This is a genomic window from Spiroplasma alleghenense (genome assembly GCF_003363775.1).
Classification (GTDB): domain Bacteria; phylum Bacillota_I; class Bacilli_A; order Mycoplasmatales; family Mycoplasmataceae; genus Spiroplasma_B; species Spiroplasma_B alleghenense.
The window spans coordinates 603,577-625,092 of sequence record NZ_CP031376.1; the positions used below are offsets into that span (position 1 = coordinate 603,577).

Below are 21,516 nucleotides of genomic sequence, written 5' to 3' on the forward strand. Positions count from 1 at the left end.
CTTGATTTTTACTACTACTCTAGGCGTCACCCCCAAAATCTATCTTCACGATTATTATTACACTTTAAAATTTAAAAGCAATAGTTTTTTAGAAATATTACCGCATATTAATATTTCTTTTGGTGAAAATTATTTTTGAAAAGAATAGAAATTCCATCATCTGTTAGCATTCTTCCTTTAGAAGTCCTTTTTATAAGGTTTTGAATCAATAATGGAGGCTCAATAACTGACAAAATGACAGAAATCGGAATTGAAGCAATGTGTGAAATTGTTTCAATTCCGATGGGTTGATACTCTTTGACTATTAATAAATAATTAATATCAACATCAGTCAAACCATAATCATAAATATTCATTTTCTCCAAAATTGTTTTTAGTCGCGAAATTGTTAATATATCATTTTCTTCATAAACAATATAATCATAAATTCTTTTTAAAATATTGATCGCAACTCTTGGAACTTGTTTACAATGATTAGCTAAAAAACAAGCTAATTCCTCAGTAAGTTTAAGACCTATTTTTTCGCTCGCTCTAAAAACTATTTGACTAATTTCTTTGATATTATAGTTTTTTAAGTGTAAGTTAATCGCAAATCGATTTGAAAATGGTACCGGTAATTTATTTAATTCTGTTGTTGCCACAATTATTGTGATATCAGGAATTTTAATATTTATAACCTTAGAATTATAATCTTTACCGATTATTACACTAAGTTTACCTTCTTCAAGTACTGGATATAGAATTTCTAAGACCTCTTTTGTAACTGCGTGAATTTCATCAATAAATAAAATTTCTTTTTCCTTAATTGAAGTAAGAGTGGAAATTAAATCACTTGGTTTTTGTAAGCTTGGACCATTTAAAATGTGAATTTTTTGATTCATTACTTTTGAAATTAAATAAGCAAGCGAAGTTTTTCCCATTCCACTCGGACCATGAATTAAAATATTATCAAGAGATTTTCCTTGAATTTTTGCAGAACTTACATAAACCTTAAGATTGTTTATAATGTTTTCTTGTCCAAAGTATTCTTTTCAGGTCTTGGGTCTAAATACTTGACTGTTCATTTTCAACCACCCTAACTAGTACTTTTTGAAACATTTCTTCAATTTTTAAATTGTTATCAATTTTACTAACTGCTTGATAAATTCTTCTTTGGTTATAACCAAGTTTTTGTAAACTGTCAATTACACTTAATTGTTTGGAATTATAAGTTACTTTAAAGTACACTTTTTGTAACTCATTAATAATAACCTTAGCTGTAAAAGATCCAATATTTTTTAAGTCTTCTAATTTTTCAAAGTCATTGTCTTGAATTATTTGAATAATTTCGTCGTGCTCAAAACTTTTCATAATTAATTTTGCCGTCTTAATTCCAACTGTTTTTATTTTATTTAGTTCTGAGAATAATCTTTGATTATTTTCGTTTTCAAAGCAAAAATAAAATGACTCAAAATCCGACTTTATTTCTGTAACAAAGACCTTATTATTACTTGTTATATTTGTTTCAAATCCCTTATCTCCTAATGATTTAAAGTAATTGAACCTGAAGCCGATTTTTTGCTCAGTTTCGATTATTAAGAAGTTTTTTTCTATTTGTTTAATATCACCAATTATATAATGCATTTTTCATTCCCCTAATATTAATCGTATTTTTGGCAATTAAATAGGCAATAAAAAATAAAAAAATTTGGCTTAGCCAAATTTGCGGTTTTGTTTTTGTTTGTAAATACGTTTTTCTTTTTTACTTAAGTGATATTCACGTTTACGAGCTTCTGCTTTATTTGCTGAAGCAACTTTTTGAAAACGTTTTAATGCTTTTTCGATTGGTTCACCTTCGTGTAAAGTAACACTAGCCATCTTTTTCAACTCCAATTCAATTAAATTTTATAAAATTTCAAGAAATATTTCAACTAAAATGTTGATAAAGTTGAAAAAAATTACAATTATATTTTATTTTTCAAGAAAATTAACACTAATTTTAGTAAAATTATACAAAAGAAAAGGATGATAAAATGAAAAAGGTTAATTTGATTGTCACAGGTGGAATAGCTGCAAGTAAGAGTTATGAATTATATCAATTATTAAAAGAGAAATATGAGGTTAGTGTTATTTTAACCAAAAATGCATTTCGTTTTGCTAAGTTTGAAAATACCAAAATTTCGAGCAAGATATTTGATCAAGAATTTTATGATTCTCATAGTACTGGAGAGCACATTTCTAAAACCTATGACTCAGATTTCAATATAATTTATCCAGCAACATACAACTATATTGGTAAAATAGCATCAGGAATTTGTGATGATTTGGCATCTTTGATATTTGCTGCAAGTAATACGAAAACATGAATATTTCCTAGCATGAATTCAAGGATGTACTTAAACCCAATTTTTCAGAACAATAGAGAAACCTTGCAAAAATTAAATCACATCTCTTGAATCGAACCTAAAGAAGGTCGCCTTGCTAGTGGAGAATATGGAATTGGTCGAGCACTCGAACCCAAAGAAGTTTTAACTACAATTGAAAAAAACTATTATAATAAATTTAGCAAAATAAAGGATAAGAAATTTTTGATTAATTTTGGAAGAACCAGAACTTATCTAGATAAAATTAGATATTTAACAAATGAAAGTTCTGGAAAAATGGGGTTGGAAATTCTAAAGGTTCTTGAATCGAACCTTATTAATTCACAAGCAGTTGTTGGAGATTGCGACTTCTCCCTACCCAATAATTATAGCTACCAAAAAGTTAAAACCAACTATGAAATGCTTGAAGCAATGAAAAACAATTTTAAATCCGCAGAAGTTGTGATTTGCGCTGCAGCTCTTAATGATTTTGAATTTACAAATACTTCTGATAAAAAAATTGAAAAAAGAAGCATCGATTTAAAAAACTATAAAATAGACTTGAAGGGAAGTGTTGATGTTTTAAGAGAGCTCGGTAGAATTAAAACTAATCAATTTTTAGTCGGTTTTTCACTTGCAAATGATTTTAATTTAGAGAAGTCATGGGAAAAAATTCATGAAAAAAATCTAGATGCCTTAATACTAAACCTAACAACAGCAATGAGTAATTCAGAAACTGAAATAAAAATTCTTATCACTAAAACTAAAAAAGTTATTGATTTTAAATTAATGTCAAAAGTTGAAGCAGCTTTTGAGATCGTCAAAACTTTAAATGAAATAATGTAGTATTGCAAAAGAGTTTAAACCAATTTAGTGGCTTTAAATTCTTTTTTTAATTTCAAATATTTTTCTCGATCTTCTGAGAAGTTCTCTTGATTTTTATTTAAAGAATATATTCAAAGTCTACCCGCATAAGTTATTTGTGATTTATCGAATTTAAAGATAATTCTTTTTTCTGTAATAGAAAAACTTTTTATAAATTTATATTTATCTAAAATCTGCAAATCAATTTTAGCAACTTTGAGTTCTATTTCAAGACTTTCATCATTGATCATTGTGACTTTTGAAATATTTTTGATTCCCCTAAATGATAAATTCAAGATTTGAAAGGCATGTTTTTCCTGTAAGAATCTATTCTTCATTTTTAAAATACTTATATCCTGAATTAATGTTTTTTTTCAAACATCCTTTTTGTATAGATAGAAAAATGTCAAAAATGAAATTAAAGCAAAAACTAAGCCGATGATAAAAATATATCAAATTTTCATATCTTGATCGCCATTAGCTAGACTTGGTATTATTCCGTTAGTTGCAAAATCAAGTAACCCTGTAGAAAAAGTTGAACCAATTTTAATCTCTAATAAATTTGCAATCATTGCTTGCAATCCAGCCATTGGTGCATAAAAACCAAAATAAATAATAGGATTAGAATATAGAAATAGAAATTCAATTGGCTCAGTAATCCCCAAAAGAGCTGACATTAAAATTGCCATTAAATAATAGCCTTTTCTCTGTTTCCTTTCATTTTTATCTAAACTAAAAAATAAACTAGCACCAATAGCTGGTAAAACAATCATAGAATTACTAAAGCCCCCGCTTGTAAATCTTGTAAGTTTTAGACCAACATTCCAAAAATCTTGAATATTAACATAGCTGTTATTTAAAACTAAAACACTAGCAATTTGATCACCTTGGGCACTTCAAAAATTAACTCCAGTTCCCTGTCATCAATTTTCGACTAATGGAATAAAGTCCCCACAACTATTAAGCGACATTTTGTAAATCACTTCATTAATAAGGTCTTGATTGACTAAAGCTTCACTAATTTCTCATTGTGCAAATAAATTTTTATTAGCTGAACTGGTTATTTGAATCACATAATTTTGTAAAACTAGGTATTGATAATCAATTAAAGAACCCCCGACACTAGTTCATCAAAATGGACCATGTCAAATAACTTGGCCTTGAAAAACTACCAAAACTCTTTGAATAAATTTGAAAATAAAACTATCAATTCCAAATGGTAATTTAGTTGTTCAGTTACCAAAGATATTTAAACCGATTACAAAAATCGGTCAAACCAAAATAAAGATAACTCCTAAAAGAATTGCTAAAATCGGGGTAATTAAAAGTACAAAACGCTCTTTTGCAATGAAAGTTAAATAACTTGGCATTTGAAAATCTTTTAACTTATTATAAGCCAAAATAACAACAATCCCAACAACCATTCCACCAAGAACTCCGGTTTGCAAAGTTTCTAATCCATAAAAACTATCTAATAGTAGTTTGCTTTGCTGATTTTTGTAAAATCAAATATTAATCGTCCCATTATTGTTATGAACGATAAAAGCACCCATAAATGCTATAAAAACAAAATAACCCAAAACCCCAGATAAAATTGCAAAACCTTTATTTTTAGTGAAACCCAATATTAATGCGAGGCAAAAAAACAATCCTAAATTTTTAAATAAAATCCCCCCAATTATGTTAAAAACATTTGAGGCTTGATTAGGTCCATGACTGATATTTGTAATAATATTTGCAATTGAAAGTGATAATCCAAAAAAAGGCATTAATATAACAACGACAAAAAGACTCGAACCGATCTTTTGAAAAAAACCCGAAACGATGACTTTATTAAAATCTTTGATAGCAAAATTTGACACTGGTTCTTGATTTGACATTATTTATTCCTCAACTACTTTAATTAACTATAAACTAATCATACAAAAAAACCTCTCAAATGAGAAGTTTTTAAAAATTATTTAATTGGATTTTTGCAAGTTCCTGTTGCAACTAATTCTTTAATATTTTCAAAACTGGTTTCAACCATGTTTTTAATTGCTTCATCTGTAAAGTAAGCGATGTGAGGAGTAACTATTACTCGTGGATGCATACTAATCAATTCTTTTTGAACTGTTGATTTCATATCATTTTTTCACTTTTTGAAAAATAACTGATCTTCATTTTCTATTACATCTAAAGCTGCCTGTTTAACATGTTGACTTTTTAATGCATTCACCAAGTCTTCTAGATTAATTAATTCTCCTCTCGAAGTATTAACAATTATTACTCCTTTTTTCATTTTTGAAATTACTTCTTTATTAATAAAGTGTAGATTTTGACCCGGAATATATGGAATGTGTAAAGAAATTAAATTTGAATTTGCAAGTAAGTATTCCAAGTCTTTGTATTCCAGAATTCCTTTTGCATTATCACTTTTAAAAACATCATATCCAATTACATTAGCTCCCATACCCTTTCACGATTTAGCGGTTTCTAACCCAATTCTACCAGTTCCGATTATCCCAATGGTTGAGTTTCGAGCTTCAGTGGAAAACATTTGAGAGTCTACTGTAAAATCTTGATTTAAAAATTTTTCATAACAATAGAAGTTATTTCTTAGCATTGACATCCCCATTGAGAATGCCAATTCACTAATTGCATTTGGTGAATACCCTGGCACATGGCCCATTAAAAATCCTAATTCTTTTGCTTTTAAAATATCAATGTGGTTTGTTCCCACTGTTCTTGTTAGTAAATATTTAATTCCAAAATTTTTGATAATTTCTAAGCGAGCCTCGTTAGCATAACAATTTGTCATTAATAAAACTGCATCATGCCCCTTAGCTTTAAGAACGGTTTTATCATCTAAAAGATCTTCCAACAAAGTTAAATCAAAACCATATTCTTGATTTATCTTGTTAAAAACAACCGCTTCAACGTCACGGACACCATAACAAATAATTTTCATTTTCTAAATTCCCCATTTGCCTATTTTATAAGACTTTTCTACATAAACAAATCTAATTGCCTATATTAAAATTCTATCTTTGTTAAAAAAATATAACAAAAATAGGAAAAATATTTAATTTATTTTAAAATCAAAATATATTTGAATATTATTGTAAATATTCAGAAAAATGATTATAATTTTACGAATAAAAAATTGAAACCAGTTTGGTTTCAATTTTTTTTGTATTAAAGTTTTACTATTTTTTAATAGCTTCTCTTGCTTTGCTAATTGCAGCAGATAATGTAGTACATGATTCATTGAATAATTTTTGTTCATCTTTTGTTAAATCTCATTCAATAATTTTTTCTCATCCGTTTTCACCAATTATAGCAGGTACTCCTGTAAATAAATCTTTATTTCCATACTCCCCGTTTAATTTAGCTCCAACCATTAATGTAGCGCGTTCATTTCTCAAAACTGCCTTAACGATTCTTGTTAAACAAACACCAATTCCGTAGAATGTTGCGCGTTTTAGTTCAATAATTTTATAAGCCATGTGAACAGCTTCTTCTCTAATTTTATCTAAATCTGCTTGCTTAATTACTCCATCGCTGATGTATTTGCTAATTGGTTGTCCCATAACTGAAGCGCGTGATCATACAGCAACTGAAGAATCACCATGTTCTCCCGCTAGGAATGCATCAACTGATTCTGCTCCAACATTAAGTTTTTCAGCAAGCAATCTTCTTAAACGAGCTGAATCAAGTGTAGTTCCTGAACCAATAACTTTGTGTTGATCAAATCCTGTAACTTCTTGGTAAACTAATGTTAATACGTCAACTGGGTTTGAAGCAATAACTGTAATTCCTTTAAAACCAGATTTTTTAATTTCTTCACCGATTGATTTCATAATAACTGCATTTCCAGCAACCATGTCTAATCTAGTTTCTCCATCTTTTTGTGGTCTTCCTGCTGTAATAACAATTACATCAGCGTCTTTACAATCTGAATAATCTCCAGCTTTAATTGAAGTAAATGGTTGTGGTAAAACAGCCATTGTATCAGCTAAGTCTAAAGCATTCCCTTGCGCTGCTTGAGGAAAGGCATCAATTAATACATATTCTGACGCAATTCCTTGATTAATTGCAGAATACATAAATGAGGTCCCAACAGCACCAGCTCCTACTAAAACGACTTTGTTAGATGTTTTTTTCATTTTTCTCTCCTCTTACCCATTATTAGGTTATCCTTCTTTATAAACAAAAACCGAAATTGTTTATAAAGAAATTATAGCACTTTTATATTAATAATATTATTGAAATAAGATAATTTCATAAAAATAGTTCTTTAAATATTTAAAGAACTATTTTTTTAATATTCTTCGTTGGTTTTACCTTCGATAATAGCAACCCCGCCGCTTGTTCCGAGACGATCGGCTCCTGCTTTAATCATTTCTTCGGCATCCTGGAGGTTTCTAACTCCTCCGGCTGCTTTTACTTTAGCTTTTCCGTTAACTATTTTTTTCATTAAAGTAACATTTTCGATTGTTGCCCCAGCTGTTGAGAAACCTGTTGAGGTTTTAACAAAATCTAATTTAGCTTCAACTGCTAATTCACAAGCCTTAATAATTTCTTCCTTTGTTAAAAGTGCTGTTTCAAAAATAACTTTAACAATTGTTTTTCCGGCTGCTTCTTTTACTTTTTTCATGTCATTTAAAACTACATCATATTTTTGGCTTTTTAGAGCTCCGATATTAATTACCATATCAATTTCAGTTGCCCCATCTTTAATTGCTAGAGTTGTCTCAAAAGCCTTAACTTCAGATGTGTTCACTCCAAGTGGAAATCCAACAACAGTTGTAATTCCTACATTCGAACCTGTTAATGATTCTTTAGCCAGTTTTATTCAATAAGGATTTACACAAACTGTTGCAAAATCATATTTTTTAGCTTCTTCACATAGCTTAATTATTTGGGGTTCAGTTGCCTCTGGTTTTAATAAAGTGTGGTCGATATATTTATTTAAATTCATATTAGTTTTCTCCTATTTTCTCTTGATCTAATTCGATCATATTTAGTACTCTAATTGCTTCAATTGAAATTTCTAACAAATAGTCTCTTAAATTAAATTCGAGGTTTAATACCATTTCTACAAAAGTTTGAATTTCATAATCAAATGCATCTTGATTTTTTGGTGCTTCAAAGACTGTTTTTAAATTTTCCTCTCTTTGAGATACTGAAATTTTATTTATTTTGGTTAGTCCTTCAAATACTAAAGTTTCCTCATCTGAAAGTAGTTCGCTTCCTATTTTTCCATGACTAGCCTTTGAATTAACAATATTAACTAAAGTATCATTTTGGTGTCTTAAAATAACTGTATTATTCAATCCAACATGATTTGGTAAGAAGTGAGCCATTGCCTTTATCTCTTTAACTGGTCCAAATAAACTCACCGCTAATTCTACGGGATAAATTAATGTATCGTAAGTTGAACCCTTACCTAAGTTGGAATCGAAAACAGATTCATAAACACCCTTTTTGATGTCCTTCATTCTACTTGAATATTGATTAAATGATAAATTTGCTAAAAATGGGTTATTATTTTGAACTCAATCAACCAAGTTTTTAAATTGAGGAACATGAATAGTTTTGAATGCTTCCATTAAAATTACATTATTTCTGCTTGCAATTTCGCTTAGTTCAACTGCCTCTTCAAATTTCAAAGTTATAGGTTTCTCGACAAAAACATGTTTTTGTTGTAATAAAAAATACTTTGCTTGTTCATAGTGCAATCCATTTGGAGATGAAATATAAACTGCATCTATTTCATCAACCAAAACATCAAATTTATTAACTGCTTTTGCAGTTTTTATATTACATTTTTGGATAAACTCCTTTGCTCTTTCGATACTCCGCGAGTATACGCAAGCAATTTTGATTGCAACATTTTTTTGTGCTGCAGCGATAAATTGCTCACAAATTTGACTTGTACCAATTGTTGCAATTTTAATCATCAACAGTTTCCTCCTCAATCGCAAATGGATTTTCTTTGTTTTTTATTTGAGTTTCCTTCAAATTTTTTGAATTCAAATTTTTTTTAATTTTAGGTTTATTTTCTGCTGATTTAACTTCTTCTAAAACCTTTTTTCGATTTCAGTAAATAGTTTCATTTAACCTACTAAAATTTTCTAAAATAGATGCTAAAACACTTATGATAAGCGTTAATGTTAAAAAAACAATAGAAGGTATTTTTATTCTATTTAACTGAAAATTAATTATATAATAGCTTGTGAAAAACACTTGAAACAATATTACAAGAACTATTAGCGAAATAACTAATCATAAATAAATTTTGTCAATTTTAACCATTTTATAATCTGATTTTTTTTTATAAATAATTAGGATGATTATATAAGAAATACTAAGTAAAATTATTAGTCCAAGAAAAATAAATATTGTTTTTCTAACATTATCGATGTATTGAACACTTAGATCTTTTTTTGAACTAACTATTATTCCTAAAACAAATGTTATTAGATTTAAAAGAAAAAATAAAGTAAAAATAAATTTTGCATAAATATAATTTCTAGGATTCATTATTTTTGTAAACTATTTGTCCTTCGCTAATTGTCATTTCTACTTCTAATTCCTTATTCAAAATAACTAAATCAGCAAATTTATTTTCCGCAATACTTCCCGTTTTATCAAAAATATTCAATTGTTTAGCTGCATTAATTGATGTCATTTTTATAAGATCTAACATATCCACTCCACAAATCTTTTGGAAATAGCGAACATTATAATCATAATTCGCCCCGGCACCAGCTAGTGTATTTGTCCCTTCAAGAACTACCTTCATTCCCGTTTTTTCCACCGATAAAGTTCCGAGTTTATAGTCACCATCAGGCAAACCTTTCGCATTCATGGCGTCTGTAATAATCGAAATTCCTTCAGGACCTTTAATTTTATAAATTAATTGTAAAGTTTCTGGTTGAATGTGAATTCCATCAGTAATAACCTCGGCAATAACGTCGTCTCTTAGTAAGGCTGCGGTTGCTAACCCTGGTTCGTGCTGACTAACTCCGCTCATTCCATTAAATAAATGAGTTACATGTCTCAATCCTAATTGATAATCTTTCTCAAATTCACTTGCGTGCATATTGCTATGTCCTGCGCTTGGAATAACGTTATTTTTGAATAAGAACTTTGTAAAATCACCATTTTGTAAATCACTTGCATATGTAAGCATTCGAATGTTATTTTTAGAAAGGTCAATTAAAACTTTCATGGTTTCAATATCTGGATTCATTAAAAGATTTTCTGCATGAGCGCCCTTTCTAAGAGGAGAAATAAATGGGCCCTCTAGGTGAGCTCCTAAACATTGTGATTGAGGCAACCCCTTTTGTTTATCAATAAAAACAGCAAACTCTTTTAGTATTTTCTTATTATCATCTAAGCTATTTGTAACAGCAGCTTGTAAATATTTAGTAATTCCTTCTCGACTTACATTTTTAGCGAATTTATTAAATCCATCAACTGTACCAGTTTCAAAATCTACTCCATATCCTCCATGAACATGAACATCTATAAAACCCGGAACAATTCACGAGCCTCTTAAATCAACCCCTTCAAGTCCGCAACTCCCCTCTTTGATTCTAAAGATCCTATCATCTTTTATTTCCAAGTATCCGTTAGTGATTATCTTATTTTCTAATACGATTTTGGCATTTTTTAATATCATATTGCACCTCTTCTAATAAACAATAATATAAAATAATTTTAACTCTTTTTTAGTTTAATTAGCAGAAATTTTAAATTATCTCATTTAGGTAATTTAAAAATCTTTCAAAAAATATGAAAGATTTTGTTATTTTTAATTTTTTTCATGATTATTTATAAATTCGTCAATTTCTGATTCCTTAGAGTATATAAAACTTTGGGGTTCATTATTTTCCAAATAGATATATATAAATTTATTAGAGGCCATATTTTTGGCTAATCCACTAGCAAATATTTTTTCTTTGTAGTTTGTTAGAGCTAATTTCAGTGAATTGAAATTCCTAAATTCTCCGTCATTGTCTTTGTAACTATACAAAGTTCTAATATTATCTTTATCTAAAAAAAAATTTTTATTTTTTTTACTAAAATAGTGGTGTTTTATATTTAATAAATCTATATTTTTATTTGCTAGTTGAGAGTGATCCTCTTCTATCATTTTTTTCTTGCCAAATATATTCTGACATTCATTATAACTATATAAAAACGGCTTTTCTAACTTAAAAAATTTTAGCTTTAAATCATCTAAATTTGTCTCAATTTTATCACCTTTAATATCAGAAAAATCTTTCCCTTTGTTTCATGTATAATATTTTTTAAAATCATTGTATTGGTAAAAGTCGCTTGGTGATTCCTCGTGCAAATTATCATCTATAATTAAATTTTTTGATTTAAACGGAAATTTACTTATTAGTTTATAGAAACCTTTATATAAACTGATCATAGCCTTTAAATCATGCTTATTTTTTTCTAATTGTCCCCTTTCAATTAGAGGCATCATTGAATTATTATTATTGAAGACTTGGGTTTTTATTCCATAGAAGTCGCTGTCTTGATTTCGACCTCTTTTATAATCTAAATCGAATTTATCAAATAAATATTTATCGTAGAAATTATCAAAAATTATTTCAAAATCATCTTCCTTTTCTGAATATCACCTTTCTTTTGATGCCTCATCTTCTCCTATTTCTGGATAGTATATTTTAAATGGGTTATCAATTTCAGTTGTAAATTTTAAACCAATTTCCTTGTGAATTTCAATACCTTTTTTATCATGAAAGTGAAATGAAGCTTTTTCAAAATTTGGGTGATGCCCTTCAATGCTATCTCCGTAAGTTTTTGGATGAGCATTTTTAAAAACGACATTTACTTTTTCGTCATTGCAATCAGAAACATTGATTTCTCAATATGGTTCTCTCCCTGAATGCTTTTTTCAATTCTCCCTATTTATAACATATTCGATTCAATCATTACCGCCCTTTTTAAGTCTTAAATTAGCAATTTCCCCCCCTCATATCTTTCATATTTTCCGTCTGTATCTGGATAAAAAAAGTCAAATCTATCATCTGGACCAGGAATAAAATCTAAAGTATCCACATTAACTTCTTTCTGATTTTTATAATAATTTAGAGACAAATATTTTTCTTCATCGCTAGAATAATTATCTATTTTTTTAAAAAAATTTTTCTTTACAGCTTGTTTAACCTGACTTTTTAAATCTTCTTTTGAACCAAAAATAAAATCTTCTTCCAAAGGAATCATTTTTGATTTAAATATTACATAAACATCTTCTAATCTGCTCCTGAAATTTTCAATATCTTTTTTATTATTTGGATTAAAATAATTGTCATTTAATTTATACATTTTTAAACTTCGTACTTGAACGTCATTATCAAAATATTCATTTTTAGCCTGATCTATATTATCGTATCAATTGTTCCCTTCATAACTATATTTTTTAGTTCAGTTTAAATTATAAAAAAAACTTTCTGCGGCATTTTTGTAATTAGTAAGGACTCCGTTTTCACTTTTGAAATAAGAATTGTAGTTTTCAATCTCTCAATCGATAATTTTACTTTCATCTATTTTATAGCTTTGATAATTACTTAAATCTAAATCTTCAATTGTTTCTCTCTCAAAAACAAAATTATTTTTTATTAAGTAGTTGTCTAATGAAATTTCATCACTGAATTCTAATCCATTAAATGAAATTCTATTTTCATCTTTAAGGATATTAGAATTTCTCTGAATTTCCTCAACTATTTCATTTCTATTTGATGATGTTTTTAAGGCGGAAATGGGAGATAAAGCTCCTACTGTCGTTAAAATAGAGCACAGTAATTTAATTGAAAAGTTTTTCATTTGGACCTCCTGAATTTGTTTCTATAATTTCGCCTTCAATATATTCGTTAAAATTTTCCAAATTTTTGAATATATTTCCTTGATAAATAACAAATCTTTTATAAATATTGTAAATACCTTTTTGAATATCCAAATTTCTAACTAGGTAATATTTGGCGTCTTCATAAGTTTTAAAATTCAAAAGACGATCATTTAAATAAATTTGAAAATAATTACTTGTCAAATATGGACTTGCTTTTAACTGATCAAAATTTGATGAAATCAATAAATCATTAGAAAGAACGCTCTTCTTCAATACTAAAACGTTTTTTATATAATCTAAATTTTCTTCAATAAATTCCTGATTATTTTTATAGTATGTATCATACAACATTTTAAATGTAGGTTTTAATAAATATTGGTAATTTTCGTTTTCCAGAGTTTTATTGAGACTAGTTAAAGCCTCATCGCGACTACCAAATGTTTGCCCAAAACCATTTGTATATTCCTTTTTAGCATAGTCCTTGTATCTTGAATTAAAAATATCATTAGCATATTCATTAAGTTGAGTTTCAAAATTTTCTAGACTTTTATCTTTTATTACCCGCTTTTTAGAATTCTCTTGGTAATAATTTATTTCCAATTTTACTTCACTAAATTTTTCCGGAAATCTAATTATGTAATTTTTTAGTGCATTTATTGCTAATTCCTTTGAACTGTGAAGCGTGTTCATAAAAGTATAAAATTCTTCGTTTTTATTTGAGACAAGTGCTTTAAAAAATTGTTTTGAGTAAACGTATTTTGCAGGATTGTTTAAGTTAAATGAATAATTAAATATTGGTAATTTTAAGTCCATACCTTTAAAATAAATTTCCTGACCATTACCAAAATTTATTTTTAATATTTTGCTTTCAATAGGAGATAAAGATTGACTTAATTTTCATACTTTGGAAATTTCCTTAAAAAACGGCAATTCACTAACTATAGGTAATTTTTCCACATTTTCTACAAATTTATTTATCACAATATTCAAAGTTTTTACCATGTCATTAAATTTTTTTTTATTTGTAAGTTTTGAATTAAATAAACTAGGACTCAACAATAAATCTAATATGTCTATATTCAAAAAATCTTTATTATCAAAAATTTCACTTATCGGATTTTTTATTTCTTCAGTAACATTAACTATTAGAGATTTTTTAATGGCATCTTTAAATCTTTTATTAAATAAATTCATATTAACCTCATTAAAATCGTTGTTAGATGATTCAATATTTAACATAATTTTTTTTAAAAATAAAAGTGACTTTTGTTTATTATTTAAGCCATCAAAATTATTTAAATCTTTTTCCTCTTTTTTTCGATTGAAATTTAAGATATTGTCATCAGAATCTCATTCTGAATCTGAAACTAAATTAAAGGCATTAATAAAGTCGCTATAGTCAGAAGAATTATTATCAAAAATATCTCTTAGAACACTTCAACTTTTATCCTTTATATTTGGATTCTTCTTAAATTCAGTAAGAATATTTAAAAATTTAGATTGGGCTAGAATTGAGCCAAAAGCTAGACTTATTGATTGACTGTCTACAACTTCTCAGTTTGATAGTTTATCGCTAAAAGATTGCTTTCCAAGCTCACTTCATATTATTTTATCACCATAAAAATTTTGATTATTAGAATTAAAATTAATAACATAGCCATTCAGGGAATTATGAGATTTTCTAATATATTTATCAATGTATTTTTGAATTAATTTATTGTCAAATTTTTCGAATGGTGGAACTACATTATTTGATCAATGATAATCACCAAAACTAAAATTTTTAACAGTTTCTTTTTTAATTTTACTTAATACATCGCTCTTCTTAAAGCAAGAAGTGAATCCGATAGTATAACAATCTGTTTGAATGCTTGATTCTAATTCTTTTCTCTTTTTATCGTTTAAAAATTTAGTTAATTCATGTTTAAATTCAAATACTCCATCCTTAGCGCTTTCATCATCACTTTGTCAGTATTTGATAGTTGATAAATAACTTTCGATTGCTTCTTGTTCGTTTCTAACTGCATTTCCGTGAGAGTCACGATAAACCTGAACAATTTTTGATTTGTTTGAATCATAAACTCTAGAATTTATTTTATTACTATCATCAATATCCAAATTATCTAGATTCTGCAAAGTTTGTTTTTTTACAATTGGATGATCTTTTAAAATCTCTTCATACATTTTTTCTGATTGATAATTTTTGTAAATAACTCCTTTATAACTTGAAAATTCTGTGTCATCTTCTGTATAAGGTTTTGTTAAACTTCTAGCGTACTCCTGAGCTGCATTTTTGGTTGAAAAAAACTTGTCTTTAAAAATGAAACCATTTAAATTGTCTTTTTTAACAACTGAGCAAGATGCTGTAACTGCTGCTGATGATGCAATCGGGAGAATAGCACAAAGAATTTGTAAAATCCTTTTCATATACTCTCTCCTTTTTAGTCTTTTCACTTTTGATTATATAAAAATACATTATTAGGCAGCCAGTTATTCCAATTCAAATTATTTTCTCAACCTATCTTATAAAAGGTTGCAATTTCTTGGTGCTAAATTATTATTGCACTTAATTTTTAAAATACAATATTTCATTTAATAATAATTAAAGTTACTTTTTTAAAAATTAGAAAAAAACAAAACTGATAAATAAATTTTTAATTAGAAATTAATTAAGTCAAATTTATTTATCAGTAATTTTATCTATTTTTATTTGTAGAAGCTTGATAATTTTTCTAAATTATTTTCACCCTCAGTAATTAAACTATTGTGAATTTTTAAAATACTTTGAGTTTTATTATCAACTATTTTACCATTATCAATAATAATTAGTCAATTTTAAATCAACTGAAGATTATTGATTAAATGACTTGTATTCATAATTGTGATACCCTCTTTATGTAATTTTTTAATAATTTTAATGAGCTCCAATTTTGATTTGACATCAAGATTTACAGTCGGTTCATCAAAGATGATTAACTCGGGTTTATAAATAAAAGTTGCTACCATAATATCTTTCTTCTTTTCTCCATCTAAAGGGTCCTTAAGAAATGATTCGCATAGACTTAAAATTACCATCATGGACATTAACTTTTGACGAATATAATCAATTCCTCTTTTTTAATACCATATAACAATCCTATATATTTATCATATTTCTTTTTTGTCATTAAGAATTTTAGAATTTCTTTGAATTTACTTGATTAGTTCAATTCTATTCGATGGTGTTTTTAAAACAAAAATCGGAGACCAAGGTACTAATTCTCGTAAAACTGAATACAGTAATTTAATTGAAAAAATTTTCATGCTTCCCCTCTGAATTTGTTTCTATAATTTCGCCTTCAATATATTCGTTAAAATTTTCCAAATTTCTGAATATATTTCCTTGATATATAACAAATTTTTTATAAATATTGAAAATACCTTTTTGAATATTCAAATTTCTAACTAGGTAATATTTGGCGTCTTCATAAGTTTTAAAATTCAAAAGACGATCATTTAAATAAATTTGAAAATAATTACTTGTCAAATATGGACTTTCTTTTAACTGATCAAAATTTGATGAAATCAATAAATCATTAGAAAGAACGCTCTTCTTCAATACTAAAACGTTTTTTATATAATCTAAATTTTCTTCAATAAATTCCTGATTATTTTTATAGTATGTATCATACAACATTTTAAATGTAGGTTTTAATAAATATTGGTAATTTTCGTTTTCCAGAGTTTTATTGAGACTAGTTAAAGCCTCATCGCGGCTACCAAGTGTTTGCCCAAAACCATTTGTATATTCCTTTTTAGCATAGTCCTTGTATCTTGAATTAAAAATATCATTAGCATATTCATTAAGTTGAGTTTCAAAATTTTCTAGACTTTTATCTTTTATTACCCGCTTTTTAGAATTCTCTTGGTAATAATTTATTTCCAATTTTACTTCACTAAATTTTTCCGGAAATCTAATTATGTAATTTTTTAGTGCATTTATTGCTAATTCCTTTGAACTGTGAAGCGTGTTCATAAAAGTATAAAATTCTTCGTTTTTATTTGAGACAAGTGCTTTAAAAAATTGTTTTGAGTAAACGTATTTTGCAGGATTGTTTAAGTTAAATGAATAATTAAATATTGGTAATTTTAAGTCCATACCTTTAAAATAAATTTCCTGACCATTACCAAAATTTATTTTTAATATTTTGCTTTCAATCGTAGATAAAGATTGACTTAATTTTCATACTTTGGAAATTTCCTTAAAAAATGGCAATTCACTAACTATAGGTAATTTTTCCACATTTTCTACAAATTTATTTATCACAATATTCAAAGTTTTTACCATGTCATTAAAATTTTTTTTATTTGTAAGTTTTGAATTAAATAAACTAGGACTCAACAATAAATCTAATATGTCTATATTCAAAAAATCTTTATTATCAAAAATTTCACTTATCGGATTTTTTATTTCTTCAGTAACATTAACTATTAGAGATTTTTTAATGGCATCTTTAAATCTTTTATTAAATAAATTCATATTAACCTCATTAAAATCGTTGTTAGATGATTCAATATTTAACATAATTTTTTTTAAAAATAAAAGTGACTTTTGTTTATTATTTAAGCCATCAAAATTATTTAAATCTTTTTCCTCTTTTTTTCGATTAAAATTTAAGATATTGTCATCAGAATCTCATTCTGAATCTGAAACTAAATTAAAGGCATTAATAAAGTCGCTATAGTCAGAAGAATTATTATCAAAAATATCTCTTAGAACACTTCAACTTTTATCCTTTACATTTGGATTCTTCTTAAATTCAGTAAGAATATTTAAAAATTTAGATTGGGCTAGAATTGAGCCAAAAGCTGGACTTATTGATTGACTGTCTACAACTTCTCAGTTTGATAGTTTATCGCTAAAAGATTGCTTTCCAAGCTCACTTCATATTATTTTATCACCATAAAAATTTTGATTATTAGAATTAAAATTAATAACATAGCCATTCAGGGAATTATGAGATTTTCTAATATATTTATCAATGTATTTTTGAATTAATTTATTGTCAAATTTTTCGAATGGTGGAACTACATTATTTGATCAATGATAATCACCAAAACTAAAATTTTTAACAGTTTCTTTTTTAATGTAGTTTATTAAATCAACTTTTGTGTTGCATTCTATTTGAGAAGTTGAATAACAATCTGTTTGTATGCTTGATTCTAATTCTTTTCTCTTTTTATCGTTTAAAAATTTAGTTAATTCATGTTTAAATTCAAATACTCCATCCTTAGCGCTTTCATCATCGCTTTGTCAGTATTTGATAGTTGATAAATAACTTTCGATTGCCTCTTGTTCGTTTCTAACTGCATTTCCGTGAGAGTCTCGATAAACTTGAACAATTTTTGATTTGCTTGAATCATAAACTCTAGAATTTATTTTATTACTATCATCAATATCCAAATTATCTAGATTTTGCAAAGTTTGCTTTTTTACAATAGGATGATCCTTTAAAATTTCTTCATACATTTTTTCTGATTGATAATTTTTATATATTAATCCCTTATAGCTTGAAAATTCTGTATCATCTTCTGTATAAGGTTTTGTTAGACTTCTAGCGTACTCCTGAGCTGCATTTTTGGTTGAAAAAAACTTATCTTTAAAAATGAAACCATTTAAATTGTCTTTTTTAACAACTGAGCAAGATGCTGTAACTGCTGCTGCTGATGCAATCGGGAGAATAGCACAAAGAATTTGTAAAATCCTTTTCATATATTCTCTCCTTTTTAGTCTTTTGACTATTGATTATATAAAAATACAATATTAGGCAGCCAGTTATTCCAATTCAAATTATTTTCTCCAACCTATCTTATAAAAGGTTGCAATTTATTGGTGCTAAATTATTATTGCACTTAATTTTTAAAATACAATATTTCATTTAATAATAATTAAAGTTGCTTTTTTAAAAATTAGAAAAAAACAAAACTGATAAATAAATTTTTAATTAGAAATTAATTAAGTTGAATTTATTTATCAGTAATTTTATTTATTTTTATTTGTAGAAACTTGATAATTCTTCTAAATTATTTTCACCCTCAGCAATTAAACTATTGTGAATTTTTAAAATGCTTTGAGTTTTATTATCAAATTTTTTATCATAAAGTATTTTACCATTATCAATAATAATTAGTCAATTTGAAAGCAACTGAAGCTCATCAATTAAATGACTTGTAATCATAATTGTGATGCCTTCTTTATGTAATTTTTTAATAATTTCAATGAACTCCAATTTTGATTTAACATCAAGATTTGCAGTTGGTTCATCAAAGATGATTAACTCGGGTTTATAAATTAAAGTTGCTACCATAATAGCTTTCTTCTTTTCTCCAGCTGAAAGATCCTTAAGATACGATTCACCAAGACTTAAAATTCCCATCATCGACATTAACTTCTGACGACTTGCATCAATTTCACTATTTTTAATGCCGTATAATAATCCTACATATTCAACATATTCATTAACTTTTAAATCTAAAGGAATATTATTTGAATCTGGAAAAAACGCCATTTTACGCAAACTATTGCGATCGATTAATTTGTCCCTAAACTTAACTGAACCAGTATCGCTTTTAATTTCCTTGAAAATAGTTTTAATGGTGGTAGTTTTACCTGCCCCGTTCGAACCAACAAAAGCTACCAAATCCCCTTGATTAATTTTAAATGAAACATCCCTAATTCCGCTTCCGTTTTTATAGACCTTTCAAAGTCTTTTTACTTCTAACATTTTAATCACCTTTCTTAATTATATATTGATTTTCTGAAAACAAAATAACTACCGATTGCGATGCCAATAATAAAGCAATAGTAAAATATATACAAACTTCAGAATGGTACAATATGGATTTCTTTTAGTTTATCCACTAAATCATAATATGATTTATAACCTGCTTCATTATTTTGTAAATCTAATCAAAAACTATTACCTTCCCCCTCATCGCTTTTTTCATTAATAATTTCAGCTAAATTTGACTCACTGCTCTTTGAATAATTAACTTTGATAAAATTATTATTCAAAGAATAATTTAAAATTGAGAAAGGAAAACTGCTGATTAAACCATCTATTATCAAAGAACCTGAAGCCCCTTGACTCATATTTTGTAATTGTGCCATTGGGTTAAATATTAAATTATTTTTTAAATTTTTGTTTATCTGATTGTTATAGTCATTAATATAGTTAGCTAAACTGTTTGAAATATTAAAAACATTATTACTGAAATTTAAAATTAATCAAGATGAAAATACTGCCCCATAATTATGATTAAAGTAATTTCAAAGTTGTTCATTATATTTATACTGGTAATTATCGCTTGCTCTAATTAAGAAATCCTTGCTGTTATTATTTAGTAAAAAGATTTTTTCAAATAATTTGAAATTAGTTGAAATAAATTTAAGTAAATCCAACTCTGATTCACTACCTTGATAATTTTCAATTAAATAATTTAAGCTCTTCTTGAAATTATATCTTAAGTAATTGTTGTAGTTGAAAAAATAATTACTATTGAATGGCAAAGCACTGATTGGATCATCTTGAAAATTAAAAATATAAACATTATCATTTTCAAAAGTTTTATTTATATTTTTAATTATTAATGGATATTCATCGCCCATTTCTTCCATTGCGAAAATCTTTTCAAAGTTTGATTCATCATACTTGAAAAGGCTATCAAAATAATTATAAAAATTTTCAAACTCTTTATCTTTTTTTAATACTTGATAAAAGTCAAAAGTCATTTTTAATTCTAAATTAGCTTGAACACTTCTTTGGGTAAATTCTAATTTTTCTGTATTATTTGAAAAAGCATAGGCAAATCCTGAAATTTGTGAAAAGGATACCAAAACCGTTAAGGTCATAGAAATAATTAAAGCACTAATATATTTGAAGGCCATTGTGGCGAAAATTGTAATAACCATTACTGCAAGAACTATGAAAAAATAGAATAAATATGAATACAAATTGTAAAAGTAAATGAAATTATAATCACTTCAATAATTTATTGAAAAATCCAAAATCATTACTGATAGTAAGATTAACACACTAAAAACAAAAGCAACAAAAAACTTTTCTAAATAAATTACTAACTTATTTTTTCCTGATCGCAGTTCCAAATTTATTTTGCCACTAGCAATTTGATTGTGAAATAATTCGACTATTAAAACAATTTGTAAAATACCAAATAATAGGACTTGGATAAATTTTTTTATTGCGAAGATATTTAAAGCTAATTCAATATTTTGGTTCTCGGGTTTGCTAGTTGATTTCAATAAAAACAAAAATAAAGCGGAGGTAATTAAACTTGAAAGAATAATTTGCACCGCAATTATAATAATTATTGGTTTTCTGATTGTTGTTTTAAAATTATGTCAAAACATTTTAAAATATAAATTATTTGCTTTCATGA

General features: G+C 26.7%; 18 protein-coding genes. 1 reads left to right on the forward strand and 17 read right to left on the reverse strand.

The features are described from left to right. Positions 1–107: 107 nt before the first annotated feature. From ruvB to rpsU, 3 genes are all read right to left on the reverse strand, one after another. Positions 108–1,064, reverse strand: a complete 957-nt coding sequence (gene ruvB, locus SALLE_RS02725) for a Holliday junction branch migration DNA helicase RuvB (RefSeq protein ID WP_115558106.1) — start codon at positions 1,062–1,064, stop codon at positions 108–110. Beyond that, the gene (ruvA, locus tag SALLE_RS02730) at positions 1,045–1,623 is read right to left on the reverse strand and encodes a Holliday junction branch migration protein RuvA (RefSeq protein ID WP_115558107.1); all 579 of its coding nucleotides are present in this window, start codon (positions 1,621–1,623) and stop codon (positions 1,045–1,047) included. The genes ruvB and ruvA overlap by 20 nt, the downstream gene beginning before the upstream one ends. 69 nt (positions 1,624–1,692) lie before the next feature. Next, the gene (rpsU, locus tag SALLE_RS02735; RefSeq protein WP_025251067.1) at positions 1,693–1,857 is read right to left on the reverse strand and encodes a 30S ribosomal protein S21; all 165 of its coding nucleotides are present in this window, start codon (positions 1,855–1,857) and stop codon (positions 1,693–1,695) included. Positions 1,858–2,012: 155 nt separating this feature from the next. On the opposite strand from rpsU, the gene coaBC reads away from it, so the two are divergent. Then, positions 2,013–3,188: a bifunctional phosphopantothenoylcysteine decarboxylase/phosphopantothenate--cysteine ligase CoaBC gene (gene coaBC / locus SALLE_RS02740; RefSeq protein WP_115558108.1), complete on the forward strand. Its 1,176-nt coding sequence runs from the start codon at positions 2,013–2,015 to the stop codon at positions 3,186–3,188. A gap of 14 nt (positions 3,189–3,202) precedes the next feature. Here coaBC and SALLE_RS02745 read toward each other — a convergent pair whose 3' ends face one another. From SALLE_RS02745 to SALLE_RS02810, 14 genes are all read right to left on the reverse strand, one after another. Next, the gene (locus SALLE_RS02745; protein WP_115558109.1) at positions 3,203–5,086 is read right to left on the reverse strand and encodes a PTS transporter subunit EIIC; all 1,884 of its coding nucleotides are present in this window, start codon (positions 5,084–5,086) and stop codon (positions 3,203–3,205) included. 77 nt (positions 5,087–5,163) lie between these two features. Then, positions 5,164–6,156: an NAD(P)-dependent oxidoreductase gene (locus SALLE_RS02750; protein ID WP_115558110.1), complete on the reverse strand. Its 993-nt coding sequence runs from the start codon at positions 6,154–6,156 to the stop codon at positions 5,164–5,166. Positions 6,157–6,394: 238 nt separating this feature from the next. Next, positions 6,395–7,354: an L-lactate dehydrogenase gene (locus SALLE_RS02755; RefSeq protein WP_115558111.1), complete on the reverse strand. Its 960-nt coding sequence runs from the start codon at positions 7,352–7,354 to the stop codon at positions 6,395–6,397. 155 nt (positions 7,355–7,509) lie between these two features. After that, complete coding sequence (deoC, locus tag SALLE_RS02760) at positions 7,510–8,169, reverse strand: deoxyribose-phosphate aldolase (protein WP_115558112.1); 660 nt, start codon at positions 8,167–8,169, stop codon at positions 7,510–7,512. Between the two features lies 1 nt (position 8,170). After that, positions 8,171–9,151, reverse strand: coding sequence for a Gfo/Idh/MocA family protein (locus SALLE_RS02765; RefSeq protein ID WP_115558113.1), 981 nt, complete (start codon positions 9,149–9,151; stop codon positions 8,171–8,173). Continuing rightward, positions 9,144–9,734, reverse strand: a complete 591-nt coding sequence (locus SALLE_RS02770) for a hypothetical protein (RefSeq protein ID WP_115558114.1) — start codon at positions 9,732–9,734, stop codon at positions 9,144–9,146. Before SALLE_RS02770 ends, SALLE_RS02765 begins: the two co-directional genes overlap by 8 nt. Further along, positions 9,724–10,878, reverse strand: coding sequence for an N-acetylglucosamine-6-phosphate deacetylase (gene nagA / locus SALLE_RS02775; protein ID WP_115558115.1), 1,155 nt, complete (start codon positions 10,876–10,878; stop codon positions 9,724–9,726). The genes SALLE_RS02770 and nagA overlap by 11 nt, the downstream gene beginning before the upstream one ends. A gap of 132 nt (positions 10,879–11,010) precedes the next feature. Beyond that, positions 11,011–11,694, reverse strand: coding sequence for a hypothetical protein (locus SALLE_RS02780; RefSeq protein WP_115558116.1), 684 nt, complete (start codon positions 11,692–11,694; stop codon positions 11,011–11,013). Positions 11,695–12,182: 488 nt separating this feature from the next. Beyond that, positions 12,183–13,055, reverse strand: a complete 873-nt coding sequence (locus SALLE_RS02785) for a hypothetical protein (protein ID WP_115558117.1) — start codon at positions 13,053–13,055, stop codon at positions 12,183–12,185. Next, positions 13,036–15,504, reverse strand: coding sequence for a hypothetical protein (locus SALLE_RS02790; RefSeq protein ID WP_115558118.1), 2,469 nt, complete (start codon positions 15,502–15,504; stop codon positions 13,036–13,038). Before SALLE_RS02790 ends, SALLE_RS02785 begins: the two co-directional genes overlap by 20 nt. A 408-nt stretch (positions 15,505–15,912) precedes the next feature. Beyond that, positions 15,913–16,155, reverse strand: coding sequence for a P-loop NTPase family protein (locus tag SALLE_RS02795; RefSeq protein WP_115558119.1), 243 nt, complete (start codon positions 16,153–16,155; stop codon positions 15,913–15,915). Positions 16,156–16,360: 205 nt separating this feature from the next. Continuing rightward, positions 16,361–18,829, reverse strand: coding sequence for a hypothetical protein (locus SALLE_RS02800; RefSeq protein WP_115558120.1), 2,469 nt, complete (start codon positions 18,827–18,829; stop codon positions 16,361–16,363). A gap of 280 nt (positions 18,830–19,109) precedes the next feature. After that, a complete protein-coding gene (locus SALLE_RS02805) occupies positions 19,110–19,841 on the reverse strand; it encodes an ABC transporter ATP-binding protein (RefSeq protein WP_115558121.1) in 732 nt (243 codons plus the stop codon). 14 nt (positions 19,842–19,855) lie between these two features. After that, entirely contained in the window at positions 19,856–21,514 is a 1,659-nt protein-coding gene (locus SALLE_RS02810) for a hypothetical protein (protein WP_115558122.1), read from the reverse strand. Positions 21,515–21,516: the final 2 nt, after the last annotated feature.